10 protein-coding genes are annotated in these 14234 nt (G+C 45.4%); 4 read left to right on the top strand and 6 right to left on the bottom strand.

Going from position 1 to position 14234, the window contains the following annotated elements; genetic code table 11:
* Nucleotides 1-9: 9 nt before the first annotated feature.
* Genes ACDJ58_RS14560 through ACDJ58_RS14535 form a run of 6 tightly spaced genes read right to left on the bottom strand, consistent with a single transcriptional unit; the run spans nucleotide 10 to nucleotide 10242 of the window.
* Nucleotides 10-288, bottom strand: coding sequence for a hypothetical protein (locus ACDJ58_RS14560; RefSeq protein ID WP_413379065.1), 279 nt, complete (start codon nucleotides 286-288; stop codon nucleotides 10-12).
* The gene (locus tag ACDJ58_RS14555) at nucleotides 275-2005 is read right to left on the bottom strand and encodes a hypothetical protein (protein ID WP_413379063.1); all 1731 of its coding nucleotides are present in this window, start codon (nucleotides 2003-2005) and stop codon (nucleotides 275-277) included. The genes ACDJ58_RS14560 and ACDJ58_RS14555 overlap by 14 nt, the downstream gene beginning before the upstream one ends.
* A 4-nt stretch (nucleotides 2006-2009) precedes the next feature.
* Nucleotides 2010-5525, bottom strand: coding sequence for a DUF4132 domain-containing protein (locus ACDJ58_RS14550; RefSeq protein WP_413379061.1), 3516 nt, complete (start codon nucleotides 5523-5525; stop codon nucleotides 2010-2012).
* Between the two features lie 51 nt (nucleotides 5526-5576).
* Nucleotides 5577-6767 (bottom strand): VWA domain-containing protein, encoded by a 1191-nt coding sequence (locus ACDJ58_RS14545; protein WP_413379059.1) that lies wholly within the window; start codon nucleotides 6765-6767, stop codon nucleotides 5577-5579.
* Nucleotides 6752-9154, bottom strand: coding sequence for a DUF5682 family protein (locus ACDJ58_RS14540; RefSeq protein WP_413379057.1), 2403 nt, complete (start codon nucleotides 9152-9154; stop codon nucleotides 6752-6754). The genes ACDJ58_RS14545 and ACDJ58_RS14540 overlap by 16 nt, the downstream gene beginning before the upstream one ends.
* Nucleotides 9142-10242, bottom strand: coding sequence for an ATP-binding protein (locus ACDJ58_RS14535; RefSeq protein ID WP_413379055.1), 1101 nt, complete (start codon nucleotides 10240-10242; stop codon nucleotides 9142-9144). The genes ACDJ58_RS14540 and ACDJ58_RS14535 overlap by 13 nt, the downstream gene beginning before the upstream one ends.
* Before the next feature lie 436 nt (nucleotides 10243-10678).
* Between ACDJ58_RS14535 and ACDJ58_RS14530 the strand changes: the two genes are divergently transcribed.
* The 4 genes from ACDJ58_RS14530 (at nucleotide 10679) to ACDJ58_RS14515 (ending at nucleotide 14138) form a co-directional block, all read left to right on the top strand.
* A complete protein-coding gene (locus ACDJ58_RS14530) occupies nucleotides 10679-11869 on the top strand; it encodes a cytochrome P450 family protein (RefSeq protein WP_413379053.1) in 1191 nt (396 codons plus the stop codon).
* A gap of 39 nt (nucleotides 11870-11908) precedes the next feature.
* Entirely contained in the window at nucleotides 11909-12253 is a 345-nt protein-coding gene (locus tag ACDJ58_RS14525) for a hypothetical protein (RefSeq protein WP_413379051.1), read from the top strand.
* Between the two features lie 172 nt (nucleotides 12254-12425).
* Nucleotides 12426-12710 carry an ArsR/SmtB family transcription factor gene (locus ACDJ58_RS14520; RefSeq protein WP_413379049.1) on the top strand — a complete coding sequence of 95 codons (285 nt, stop codon included), beginning with the start codon at nucleotides 12426-12428 and terminating at the stop codon, nucleotides 12708-12710.
* A 246-nt stretch (nucleotides 12711-12956) separates the two neighbouring features.
* Nucleotides 12957-14138, top strand: a complete 1182-nt coding sequence (locus tag ACDJ58_RS14515; RefSeq protein ID WP_413379047.1) for an MFS transporter — start codon at nucleotides 12957-12959, stop codon at nucleotides 14136-14138.
* Nucleotides 14139-14234: the final 96 nt, after the last annotated feature.

Here is a 14234-nt window from a genome sequence, read left to right as displayed (position 1 = left end):
TCAATCCGTTCAGGATGATTCCTGAGTGCTGAGCTGTACATACTGTGTGAGGCGGCAATAATGAAGCAACATAAGCTCCTCATCACTGCTCCCCAGAGCAGTTTTTCGGCCTTCTTCGATCATGAGCTCCAGTATTTCACGAAGGAAAGTCATTTGGAACCTCGAGGTCTCCACGATTAGCTGTTCCAATACTTCAATATCTTTCAGTGTGAATTGGGATAATCCGCGAAGCAACAGCTCTTCTGAACAGCTGCTGATCTTCTGCATCAACTGACTATAGTCTTCCAACTCTCCCCGTCCTTCCATAGCCCGTATCCAGTTTCAGACTGATCACCGTTGGACCCTTCAGGAAGCTGATCGGGTATATCCGTTGTTGCTTTATACGCACAAAAGCGTAGAAGTCTTCGAGTGTTCCTGCTCCATAGCCAGACTCTAGCCGTTTGATCATGGTCTCCCATTCCGTTGAATAAGAAAGAGTCAGATCCAACGTCTCCCCATGGTCACTCTCCATCGTTAGAATAAGGTCCTGCGATTGCTTATCGAAGCGATGCTCTACAACCCGGGTAACCTTGATCATCGCCAGTCGTTCTTGCGGAACGGAAAACAACTCAAATGAGCGTGCATCCTCAGCGAGTACGGAGGGTATATCTTGCATGAACTTGCCCAGATTCACCTCTTCCACTCCTGTTCGGGGCAACAGTGTAAGTTTAGCGCCTTCCCCGGAGGAGAGTCTATGCTCTTCATTTACTTTCACCGAGCGAAACTGAACCTCTTCCCCGGCAAATTGACGGAAAGTCAGATTGGACTGCCATGGAGTGAAGGAACCATAGTGCTCTGTATATGAGAATTGATTATCTTCATAGTATACCGCCCGCACATCGCTATACGTATAGATTTCGGCATCATCAAAGCAATAGAAATAATAAGTGATTCCACGGTAACCGGAGCGTGTCTCCCATGCATCAGCACCCAGTCCATACAGATGCAGCGCAGGAACCGCATAGTATTTACTTCGGAAACTGCCAATGAGCTGACTTTGTTTGAAAACAGATACCTTCTCTTGTTCAAGCACCTGTAATGCAAGATACAATTTGCTTACCCGATCAAGCATCGATTGCATGGAGAACCGTACATGTCGGTTAAAGAACATCTGCAATTCTCCCTGAATCCCGCGTAAACCTCGCTCAACGTCGGGAAGATGACCACTATGGGCTGCAATCGCCAGTGTCTCCAATTGAGCCATATACGATTGCGGTAGACGTGCTAGCCCCGTATTTAGCAGACCTGCCAGCATGGAACGACATTCCCGCACCGTTTGAAGTGAAAACTTGGCATCATGGACTCTTCCACTTATGGCTTCCGTATCATCCAAACCTTGTTGCATCCGATACCGCAATAATGCTTCAAGCTTGGCCATATTGCCGACAGTTTGTTTTACTTTGCACAGGGCCTTAGCCAGGCTAGCTTCCTCTGTAAACGAAACCTCAAGTTCTTGTTTCACCAGACGCACCGTTAGAAGAGAATCTTCCGTTACTTCAATCTGCTCCGGATATCTTAATCGGAACAGAACCTCCTCAATCAAGGAAGAACTATACGATTTAATCAAAGGAGCAAGATCCGATTCAACCATCCAGCGGAAGCGGGACTCCATTACCATACCAGACGCAGGTTCCAACTCTGCTGATGACGCTTCTTCACCCTGATTGAATGTATCCTCTGTCTGATGTTCCCGTTGATAATACAAAATCGAAATTAGTATATGTTTGCAAATGTTGTCTGCCGGACAGGAGCACTCCCAATGATCCAGCGTATTTTCAAGCGTGCAATGTGTACCATCAGTCAACTGACAATTCACAGATGCTTCATTCCAAGTGTATTGCACACTCACGCCATTATCCAAATCTTTCAGAGACCGTTTGTACAATCCCTTATTGGCATATCGAATCAAATAATCCTCCGTACACCGCTTCGAAAAAATCCGAAATTTCTGTTCAATTCCACTCACTTGATCAACGTCCTGACGCTCTTAAAATATCATAGATCGTTTCACTGAACACACGACCTGCGATTTCACCCAAAGCAATGGACTTGTGATCGCTATAATAATAGTGTTTCTGACTGCCAGGTTTAAAGAAGTGCAGAGATTCCAACGTGATATCTTCCAATCCTTCATAATATGAAATGCTGGTACCACTGAAGCGCAGTTCTGCGACAAGATCTCCATACTCTTTGTAAAATTCATGATACCAGCCGCCATCCTGCGCTGGACCTTTGATCCATCCGTATTTCTCCAGTGCTTTGGGGAATGCGGTGGGAGAGAAATCAGACTCCGGCAAGCGGTCATATTCAACCTTGCTTTTGTCTTCATCCTCAGGCACATGAATTTGACGATTCAGCTGCTCAAACGGCTGCTTGATCTCATAATCCTCCAGCTGCGTTTTCCATCCTTCGAGCGTAGATTGGTCCAGTTCGAGTGGATGAATCAATCCCACTAGAGATCCCGAAGGCAGCTCGTATTCATCCTCATCGACGGTATTAAACGTACCATCCTCCATATAACGGAAAGTGGTGACCAACTGACCATCTTCATACGTACCCCATATCAGCCCTACAGCAAATTTCTGCATGATTACATTCTGTACAAACAATGCTGTCCACTCATCAGCAGACCACAGCCGTTGTTTAGACAAAGATTCTTCCAGACGTTGCGCCTGGATGTTAACCATCGTTTTGAGATCCTTCTTCAGTTGAGTAAATCGCGCCTTGGACTGCGCGGCAAGTTCAGTATCATCTTTCTGTGCAGGAGCAGGTAGACTCTTCACAGATTTACCCGTTTCTTCATTTACAACAACGACCTGCAGATCTCCATTCACTTTTATCAGGAATGAACGCTCCCCGTAGCTCAGCTGCATCGTACCATTCTTATCAAAACCAAGTGTGGTGACGAGTCGATCTTCCAGTTGTTCCGAACTAAGTCCCATATTTTCCGCTGCCAGCTGCAACGCTTCTTCAGCCGCACCCTTAACCTGGCGGTTCTTCACACTGCGTTTAATCTTGTCAATCGCCATGAGAGCAGAAGGTTCCTTAAGATAGGCCAGTACTTTTACAGCATCAGCCGCAATGGCGCCTCGGCTGTTTTCTGTCCATTCCTTAATTTGGGGAGCCAATATATTCACAATTTGAGTATCGCCAAAGAGTGCCGAGAGGTACATTACCCACTTCTCCTTCGCAGAAGCACTCTCCTGAATCCACAACTGCAGCAGCTCGCTAGCAAACCGTGTGAGCGAATCCTCGCTTACATACTCACGTAGTTCATTCAGTCTTTCGTTCGGCGCAGATGTATGATCTATTGATTGCACCAAGATATATTGCTTGATTCGATCATCTAATGGTTGATTGTCCTCTGATCGTATCAGAGAAGGAAGATCGTTTAAGGACAACCAGCTTAGTCTGGTCAGTTTTTTGGCATCTGCCTGATCTGCAAGTGCCGCATGAGCATACTCTGGGCTTTGATCCGCGGTATCCAGCAGAATTTGAATCAGGTTCTTCCATTCTGCAGACTTCTCACCCTTCAGAAGCTCAAGGTATACATCCTTGCTATTATCCAAACTGCGGATGGCGCTCAGAGCCATTTCTTTCACACCCGTTTTTTTCTCCGAACGATATATTGTCGTGTATAAGTCCTGGTCAGGAATCCGATTGAATTCAGATAACGCCACGCCATTTGCCTTTTTGGATGAATCCTGCAATCCGGCACGAATCGCTTCAGCTACCTGTTTACTCGATAGCTCGTGACGTTGTTCAAAAGTAATTTCCAAAATTAAGATGCGCGTGTCCGTGGGCAGTTTCTTGTACTGTCCCAAAGCAAAGTCCAGATTTTGCTGAATGATCCGGCGATATTCATCCTGAGGCATCGATTTGTACTTGTAATCGGTCATACCGTTGAGAGAGATCAGACTAGACAGTAATTTCTCTTGTTTCACCTCTGGATCTTGGCCGTAAAGTTCAAGGAGCTTCTCACCGCTAAACGCGTAAGATTGATACATATCAGAAACGATATCCAGTGTCCACTCGGGATACGTGGTCAGAATCACGAACCGACGCATCGCCTCCGAATCCAAAGGCAGAAAACTAATGCTGATCAAGTTATGAACGCGCTTTTTATCACGATTCAGGTTATTAAACAGCCCACGACTATTCGGATCTTCCCAGTATTCTTCAAGTGAGCTTTCACCGTTCAAATATCGTGCAATTGCAATCCCCTGTCTCCCTCCGTCTAATGGATGTCGAAGAGCACTGAACACGGCTTGTTCAACCGTTTCATCCACATCTGGCACTGCGATTCCATGGCCCTCCAGCATTTTTTGGATACATAATTTGAGGAATGGGGGTTTTAATATGTGGTATGCACGAATCGCTTGCTGTGGCTCATTCACAATAGCTGATTGCAGAAATTGCCATGGTATGGTGTACACTTCGAGCTCATTACGCAACATTTCGATGAGCTGATATGGCTCGTCTAGGGGCACCAGCCCTGACAGTAACTCATTAGCATTTTTCGTTCTTGGATCCATGCTTAACAAGTAGCGCCGAACTTCAAGTGGATAGATCTCATGTAATTGGTTTATGGCTTCGAGCAAAATAAGACCGGTCTCACTGTTGTTTTCAAGGAAACGCTGTTTGCCGCCACTGATGTTAACCAAATACAACAAAGCATTGCTCAAAAGGATCATCGTCTTGTCGAACTCACTGTAAGACAGTTGCTCCTTTTTGGAAAGAGAAGTATCCGAATAGTTCTCAGCTATAACCTGATTATGCTTCTCCCGGAGGAATTCATCATTCAATTCATATGCAGATCGGTTATGTTTCGTTTGAAAATTGCAAACCACCAGTGGCTCAATCAATGCATGCAATTCGTTCCGCAGCTTACTTGTATCATGGGTCATCACATGTTGAAACAATGCAGGCAGAGATTGAGTGAACTGTTGCACCTGGGTAAGATGAGAAGGGCTATTATTGAGATCTGAATAGAGTCGAAGGAGTATCATTCCATTGATTACATCCTGGAAATTTCCCTTCAGTCTGCTCTTTAATTCATCCAGAATTTCCTTCTCTCCAGCATAGCGATTGATTTTTTCCAAACGGGACAGCAACCCGCCCATCCGATCATTGTTTTTGCTCTTTCCACTCAATCCATAAGCCTCCGAGTCGTTTCCAAGGCAGAGCGTAAAACCATCGGTTCTCCACGAATTCCTTCTGGAATAATTGGATTCCATATGAATTACAATGGCTCCCGCTCGAAAAAAGATGTCTCCGTCATCTTTTTTGGCAATTTTCATGAGTACTTCTATCGTCTGGTAGGCATAATGGCTGGAACCTCCCATCATATCAGGAAACTTATCCGTCGTTCCCATCACATAATCAATGATTTCCGAACTCCGGTCCGTTTTCAACGAATATTCATTGGAACACACCTCTGCAAACTTCTCCACTAAAGCTTCTACTGCGCGGTCTGCGGTTAACATTACACATTCCTCCTCGAATATGAGTGTATAAATGATATTGTATATAACCAATTAAGTAATAATTTCGCCAATCCAGTCTGCCAACTCATTGGGCGTAATCGCAGCTACATGTGCACCCATATTGGATAAGGTCTGCGCAGCATGTTTGTTGTACACGGTATCTCCGTTAAAATCGAGTGCGGTCAGCACAAGCAATTTGCAGCCCGTATCCAGAATATCCTTACATGCTTTATACATGTGCTGGATAGGGTAACCCTCTTCCAAATCGCTAACGAGAATGTATATCGTTTTCCCAGGATTTTCGATTAACGTCTCACCATAACGGAGGGCCTTGCTAATATGCGTTCCTCCACCAAGCTGCACGTTCATAAGCACATCTACCGGATCTTCCAGCCTGTCACTCAAATCGACAACCTGTGTGTCAAAAATAAACAATTTCGTTCGCAGTGCATTCAAGCGATAGAAAATGCTTGCCATCACCGAACTGTATATCACTGAATCTAACATGCTTCCGCTCTCATCCACACCAATGATGATGTCCCACTTGTTGTGTGACTGGATATTCCCGTCAAAATATAGACGATCAATTACAAATCTTCGATTGTTTTTGTCATAGTTCTTCAAGTTCTTGGTAATCGTCTGCTTGAAATTCAAATTGCGCAAGGAACGCACCGAACTGGATGCATAACGGCTGCGTTTCCCCATAATGCTCGCTTTGGTCTGAGATTCGAGTTTGCGTCGCAGCTCTTCAACCACGACTCGTACGATTTCCTTGGCGCTCTTTAATACGTCGCCTTTCATTCGTCCTTTAAATTGCATAATATTCTTGAGCAGGTTCATATTGGGTTCGAGTGATTCCAGCAGCTTTTTGTCCGTTAACAATTCCGTTAGGCCATACCGGTCAAGCGCCTGTTTCTCCAGGATTTCTACCGTTGGTTTCGGGAACAATTCCCTGACCTTATGCAACCATTTGGGAACGGTTAGATCCGAGGGGCCCCTTCCTCCCCCTTTTCTGTAACCCTGCTCTTCACCGTATTCGCGATTATACAGATATCCGAGAATCTCATCGACTTCGGTATATTTAAAATCATCAGGGGAGTAATCTTCTGCATTGGACAGTCCTTCTTCGGCGGATTCACCTAGAATAAGGCGCCAACGGTTTATGGTTTCCGCCCGGTTCAGCTCTGCATTGTCTTTCACAATTTCCTTGGTTGTATTGAGCTCATTCAGATCAGCTTCCATGCGTCAAACTCCTTCCGAAGGGCTTCATCCCATGTTTTCGTCTGGATCAGCAATCGCTCGTCAACGGAAGGCCATGACATCTCTTCGTTCTCTACCTGATGCAAGCTCGCAACCCGATCCGCAATCAGACCTGTCTCCATGGGTGTGAAGTAAGTAAAAGCCAAACGAAGTTCAGGGATCATACGAATAAACTCTTCATAATCAAGTTGCTCGATCATATAGTTTAACTCCGATAAAAGCTGATCTTCATACAAAAAAGCGTCCCGTGCTACAGAGAACACACCCTGTAGATAAAGTGCAGTCTGGCGGGTCTGTTCCTGCGATCCCCGGATATATGCACGTGCTCGATCCACGATCTCTTCTCTATGCCTGTCGCCAAGTCCTGAAGATATGGCAATACACACCCCCTCCAGCTGTGCCGGAAGCTGGCTGTCTGACAGAAGTTCATCCAGGTGTGCCCTGAATGGTTCATCCCGAAAATGCTCTTCGGACGACTCTGCCAGCATGGCAAGCAGCTTCAGTCCCTGGACAATCGCTTCATGTTCATCCGGATTCGTTCTTGAGAGCTGCATCAGTTTGTCCACGGCATTGTTATAGGCTTCGGATACGAGAATGAGGAGCTGCTGTTCCTCAGACAACCCAAGAAGTCTGCGATGCTGCTGAATTCGATTCAAAATATGCAGACTTCCGCACAATGACAAGAAATTCCCATCCTTCCGGAGCGCCGACTTCACATGTTCATACAGCTTCATTGCTGTATCCTGCAGGCCCATAAGCAAAGCCTGAAGCATGGATTTGGCGAGGTCACCGCTGTGATGATCCGGTATTCCCTGCATTTCCTCTTCCATCTTGCGCGTAGCGGCTTCCCGAATTGTGCCTCCATAGAGCGAGTTCTCGATTAATCGAGCCTCAATTCTGGAGGAATAGGTATACACCCATGTCTCTCGAACAAGGTTCATGTCACGCTGTGCTATCCAATCCGGGCCCGATTGTCGCTTCGCGAAATCCGGAACGAGATAGACCATACATTGAAACAATTGACTTTGCCGACGATGATCTGGTTTGGCATATAAATCAAGTATTTTCTTATGTTGGCCTGTAGTTCGAATTTGAAGTTTTGATGCTGTACAACGTTCTTTGAAATCCTCAACGATCGGAATACTAAATGGGTTGGGAGCCACTTTTCCGATGACATTGCCGGTTAGCAATCTGTGTAGTTCTTGCAGAGGTTTGTCTGAAGCTAACGTAAGTTCACCCTTAACAAAGGAAGAAAGTGTTGCATCCATCAGCTCATAGACTCCGCCTTCCCTTTTTCCTCTCAGTCCTGCGAGTCCTTGAACCATGCTGTAAGCCTCAATAGCGTCGCTGGTTGATACATGTTCATGCCCTTCCCTCAGCTTGCGGGTTAGTCGTGATAACAAGTCCAAAGCGGTCAAATTATACACGGAGTCCTTTTGCCGAAGCAGCTGGGTCCAGATCTGTTCGTAATAATTCACGTAAGGCATGCCGCTTGCATACCCATTCAGCCGATCCGCTTCAGCAAACGTGTAGACCATGGGATACATCTGCTGATTCACCGAATTCTGAGCCTTCGCATGCTCTTGCATCGTCATCTCTTCTGAGTCAGTCTCATGATTCTCGGGCATCAGCAGTCCATACGTATGAAATCCGCCAGTGATGACAAGCACACGTTCATGCTCCTGCCCAGCCTGCTTAATACGACTTCTCATATGAGCTTCTCTTGCCAAATCACCTGTACTGTGCAACCGCTCCGCTGAATAACACATCCGGGATAAGGTGCAGTACGTGAATACATCCTGTACAAATGCCTGTGTTGACTTCTCCAGACCACCAATTTCAAATACGTTCTCCCACAATTCATCGAAACTTCGACAGTTTGTTTTTTGACATAAACGGTGGATAAACTCAGACCCTGCGAGCAAAGTTTCATCTTGAATGGAAATTTCCCGCTGTTCTGCCTTGTTGGGCTTAGAGAAATGATGATAGTCCAGGTCGATAAAAGTTGCAGGGATGCTCAGCCGAGCTGCTTCTTTCAACGCTACATATTCAGGTGAGTAACGAAGCATCGGATAATAACAGGCCGCTCTCTCATCTTCACTCTCATAGGTGTAGTAAAGACTGACAGGAGGTAGGGTTGCCTCATCAGCCAGAACTTGAAGTAAGGGATTGCCGCTCTCAGGGCCTTCGATTAGAATGATGTCCGGCTTGTATTCTTCAATCAATCGCAGCAAATGATAGGAACAGGCTGGGCTATGATGGCGTATGGGAAAATAAAGCGTTCCGTTGTTCAGGTTATAGACCTGAGACTCAAATAGCGTCTGTAACTGGGCAACATCCAGATCAGCTTTTCCTGTTAACCGATCCATTTCTTCTCCTCGTAGTAATCCTTCCAAATCCCTTCTTCTCTGGAACGCTCCTTCACGACCTTGGAGAAGTAGGTTTTGAGAATGGACAGATCCTTGTCGCTTTCTTTCGCTATCGTCCCCAACATGTTTTGCACCAGCCGATCCAATGTAATTCCCTTGTCTTCGTAATAATAGGAAGTCATTGCACTCTGTACATATACAGATACGGCTTCAGCCGTACTCATGGACGCTTGGGGCGTATCCAACTTGTAACCTTCCCGCGTCATTCCTGTGCGAAGCTCCATAAATGTCGTGGCCAGCAATTCAACCACATCCGAATTAATCTCGGTGTCTATCCCGCTATGTAATAACAGGCTTTGCGCCTGGGATTCAATAATTTTGGCTTCCATTTTCACACTGCTAATCGGTTTGATCGTCTCAAAATTGAAACGGCGCTTCAGCGCACCACTCATTTCATTGACGCCTTTATCGCGAATGTTCGCCGTAGCAATCACGTTAAACCCTGGTTTGGCAAACAGCACACCGCCGTCCAGTTCAGGAATACTCATTACCTTGTCACTGAGAATACTGATTAGGCTATCCTGTGCTTCAGCAGGACAACGTGTAATCTCCTCAAAACGGGTAAGAATCCCCTTCTTCATTCCGTTATATAACGGTGAGGGTACAAGTGCCGCTTCGGATGGGCCTTTATCCAGCAGCATGGCATAATTCCAGGAATATTTGATCATGTCTTCGGTTGTACCTGCCGTACCCTGAATCGTGTTCAGACTTGTTCCGGAAATAGCTGCGGTTAGCAATTCACTAAGCATGGTCTTGGCTGTCCCGGGTTCCCCTACCAGCATCAAGCCCCGATTGCCTGCCAAAGTTACCACGGAACGTTCAATCAGGACATCATTGCCATAAAATTTCCGCGTAATGGGAACCTCTTCTCCATCCAACATTGCAGGTTTATCCCTGCCAATAATAAAATCTCTGACATAGGCCGGGGACAGCAGCCAGTTTGGAGGACGTTTTCCTGTATCTTCTTCTCGCAGTGCCCGTAATTCTGTCTCATATAATGTCTCGGCGGGTGGCTTAAGCATTTCCATCGTCAAAGTTTCTCCTCTCGCATAAACAGATCGTATGTTCTTATAAAGTTTTATCTTATCACAGCAGCCTTTCAACGAACTTAGAAAACGACAAAAATGGTTGAAACGTCCTTCTTATCAGCATTCTTCATAAGTCCTTAGACATGGTTCATAGCACAATTGTGAATTACTTATATCGTTGCATTATGACAACTGCTTCAAAACTAATTTGAGTCCACGTTGTTGTTGTAGAAAACTTCATATTATAGGCCATACGTCCCTATAGTTCGTTAAACGATCCGTAATATGGTTCAAGCAGATTAACAAGGTTTCAATCGCTCCAATATTGAATATATAGATGGTGCAGGCTTTTCGTATGAAGCCACCGAAATTAACATATGATCCCTTAGATAAGATGCGTAACATTACGAGCTTTTGATGAGAGGAGATTAACCATTTGAGTACAAATGAAACTTCACAGCCTGAGTTCTTCACCCGAGAATTCACACAGAACCCTTACCCCGTATATGAAAAGCTGAGACAGAATGATCCCATTTACAGAGTCCTGTTCCCTCATGGTGATTTCGGTTGGATTATTACCCAATATGAGGATGCAGTCGAAGTATTAAAAGACAACCGCTTCAGTAAGGATGTAGTCAAACGTTACGGACCCGATCAACAAAATATCTTCGTGCATAACATGCTTTTTTCCGATCCACCTGATCATCGCCGGTTGCGTGGACTCGTACAGAAGGCTTTTACTCCCAGATTGATTGAGGGCATGAGAAGCCATATTCAAGATATTGCCGACGATCTCCTGGATAATCTCGATTCCCAGGACAAGATGAATCTGATCGATGAGTTTGCTTTTCCATTACCGATCATTGTGATCAGTGAAATCCTGGGTGTACCCCTTGAGGATCAGGACAAATTCCGTCTATGGTCCAATTCCATCATCGATGCGACAAGTGCGGAGAATTCCGAAGTGTTTGAAAAGCATGCCCAGGAATTCATTGATTACCTGAATGCCTGGTTTGCCAAAGTACGTGAGCAACCGGGTGACGATCTGATCAGCCAGCTCGTAGTGGCTGAAGAATCAGGAGAACAACTCTCTGAAAAGGAGCTGCTTGGTGTTGTCGCTCTGCTGATCATCGCCGGACACGAAACAACCGTTAATCTGATCGGTAATGGTGTACTCGCCCTTTTGGAGCACCCGGAACAACGCGACCTGTTGATAAAGAAACCTGAGTTAATCCATAATGCTGTTGAAGAAATGCTGCGTTATAACGGCCCGGTTGAATTCAGCACGTCCCGCTGGGCATCCGAGGACATTGAATTTCATGGACATCACATAGCTGAAGGTGAACTTGTTATTGTAGCTCTGGATTCAGCCAATCGGGATGAAGAGAAATTTAAGGATGCGGATGTTTTTGACATCACTCGCGAGAAGAGCGCACATTTGGCTTTTGGCAAAGGCATTCATCTCTGTCTGGGAGCCCCTCTCGCGCGACTGGAAGGCGAGATTGCCATTAATACGCTGCTTCGACGCTTTCCCGATATGCAGCTTCAGACTGGTGTTAATGAACTTGAATGGAGACCCGGCATGATTGTTCGTGGTGTTAAGGAGATCCCGGTACAACTTAAATAGATATGTATTTGAAGCAAGGAAAGCGAGGCACCTGCTTGCATGGAAATTAACACCATTGTTTTAGTCGTTTTTTTACTTCTTATTCTTATCTTATTGGTTCGCGTCATCAGCTTGCAGACACAGCTGAATGAATTGAAAAGGGATGTAGAACGTCTGGAGAATGGTTCAGGCAGTACCGCACACTCCCCTCTCAGTTATAACACTTCTTCAGTGAATGTGTCCCCGCCTCCACCGACACATGCTGACCTGACTGAACTTGATAGAGAATTGCAGGCACTTGCACAACAGGGCAAGAAAATAATTGCAATCAAAAAGGCTCGTGAAGCCAGAAACCTGTCGTTGAAAGATGCCAAAGAATACGTCGAATATCTTGAACGCCTATAATTAGTGAGCGTAGATAGACTTCCCAACTTCCTGCAAAGGTTTTTGCTTTCAGTTGATTCATGTTCGACTGGAAACAAAGATCTTCGTGGGGAGTTTACTTTTTTCAAAAGACATGTTAAAGTTATTTCAATATTTATAGAAATAAGAAATAAAGACGAAAGGAGCCATTTTGATGCAATCCAAATCGATTGATACTGAACAGGTCGTCAAAATTCATAAAGCTCTGGGTGAACAAACCCGATATAAGATCATTCAGATCCTTTCGGGTGAAAGCAACCTGTGCCCCGCTGATTTGGAAAATCGGCTTGTAACCGTAGCGCTGTCCACTTTATCTCATCACCTGAAGCAGCTATCCGATTGTGGTTTGTTGACCTCACAAAAGAAAGGTACGTATATTTACTACAGCCTGAATGCGGATACTGTACAGAGATTCGCTCCTTATCTGTTGGAGAGATAAAATTTTTGTTTTATATTTCTATAATACTAGAAATATAAAATCATTATATTGTATTGCTACTTGGTCGGCTGAGCCTCTTCGTAGTCGTATAAATATCCTTTTGTCATAACACCCGGTACATTTGATAGATCAAGTAATCATCCTTGCCTCATTGGTGCATTAGTTATTTCTAGATCCAGATCTCTCGTCTTTATTTCTATATTTCTAAAAATATAATAATTACAATCAGAAAGAGGTTATATACTCATGTCTAACACCTGGAAAATCTATGTCCTAGCTTTGGTCAGCTTTCTTGTAGGGACCTCCGAATATGTCATTGCGGGTATTCTGGATCGGATCTCGGACACCATGAATATATCGTTGATTGCTGCGGGACAGCTGATCACAATCTTTTCACTCGTTTATGCGCTCGGTACGCCCATCATTATCGCCTTAACATCCCGCATGGACCGACGTAAGCTGCTGCTTTACTTTCTGGGACTTTTTGTCGTTGGTAACGTCTTGGCCTACCTGTTACCTGGATATGGACTCTTTATCGCTGCGCGAGTCCTCATGGCGCTGGGCGCCGGAGTCGTCGTTGTAACTGCCTTGACAGTCGCTGCCAAAATAGCGCCCGCAGGCAAACAAGCCAGCTCTATCGCAACGGTCATTACGGGGTTTACCGCATCTCTGATCGTGGGAGTTCCACTGGGCAGAATGGTTGCTGCAGCTTGGGATTGGAAACTGATTTTTGCAGGTATCGCGATTTTGGGTGTGATCGCCATGGTTGTTATTGCATCTACGATCCCACCATCTGAAGGCGAAGCACCGGTTCCTTTGAAAAAACAATTAGCCCTCCTTAAACAACCTCGTATTGGATTTGCGTTGCTTGTCAGCTTTTTCTGGTTAGGAGGCTATTCCATTGCGTATACCTACATTTCACCTTACCTGGTATCTGTTGCGGGCATGAGCGAAATGTTGTTAAGTTCCGCTTTGCTGGCTTTTGGTATCGCAAGTCTGATTGGTTCCAAATCTGGAGGATACAGTGCCGATCGTATGGGAGTAAAACGAACGCTCATCCTGGGAATGTCCTTGCATGTCGTAAGTCTGCTAATGCTGAACATCACGGCTCATTCGGGTGTGGCCATCTTCATTGTGTTGATTCTATGGTCCTTCGCCGCCTGGTCTTCTGGCCCCACACAGCAATATAATCTGGTTACAATGGCTCCGGAATCGTCTGGTATTATGTTAAGTCTGAACAGTTCCGTTATGCAACTGGCCATGGCTGCCGGTGCCGGTATTGGGGGAATCGCCGTCAGCGCAGTTTCATTGTCATCCATCACCTGGATTGGAGCCGCAGGAGTAGTGATTGCGATGATTATCATTATCCTTGCCTACCGTCAGGGAAATTCCACGGCAGTTCAGACCGAATCATCCAATGTGGCATAAAGGAGCGTGAGCTCAAGAATAAAAATGATAAAATGCCAAAAGAGAGGCACTGTGATATTACAGTAGCCTCTCTTTCTTATTCAGTCTGATTGATGC

Origin of the sequence: Paenibacillus taichungensis, assembly GCF_047302525.1 — a bacterium.
Lineage (GTDB): Bacteria > Bacillota > Bacilli > Paenibacillales > Paenibacillaceae > Paenibacillus > Paenibacillus taichungensis_B.
The sequence above is the reverse complement of the archived record's forward strand: the minus strand, read 5'-3'. Positions and strand labels throughout refer to the sequence as shown.

Bases quoted from the DNA above. Each gene is read 5' to 3' on its own strand.
- ACDJ58_RS14550 (WP_413379061.1), bottom strand. From the start codon at position 5,525: ATGTTAACCGCAGACCGCGCAGTAGAAGCTTTAGTGGAGAAGTTTGCA.
- ACDJ58_RS14545 (WP_413379059.1), bottom strand. From the start codon at position 6,767: ATGGAAGCTGATCTGAATGAGCTCAATACAACCAAGGAAATTGTGAAA.
- ACDJ58_RS14540 (WP_413379057.1), bottom strand. From the start codon at position 9,154: ATGGATCGGTTAACAGGAAAAGCTGATCTGGATGTTGCCCAGTTACAG.
- ACDJ58_RS14535 (WP_413379055.1), bottom strand. From the start codon at position 10,242: ATGGAAATGCTTAAGCCACCCGCCGAGACATTATATGAGACAGAATTA.
- ACDJ58_RS14525 (WP_413379051.1), top strand. From the start codon at position 11,909: ATGGAAATTAACACCATTGTTTTAGTCGTTTTTTTACTTCTTATTCTT.
- ACDJ58_RS14520 (WP_413379049.1), top strand. From the start codon at position 12,426: ATGCAATCCAAATCGATTGATACTGAACAGGTCGTCAAAATTCATAAA.
- ACDJ58_RS14515 (WP_413379047.1), top strand. From the start codon at position 12,957: ATGTCTAACACCTGGAAAATCTATGTCCTAGCTTTGGTCAGCTTTCTT.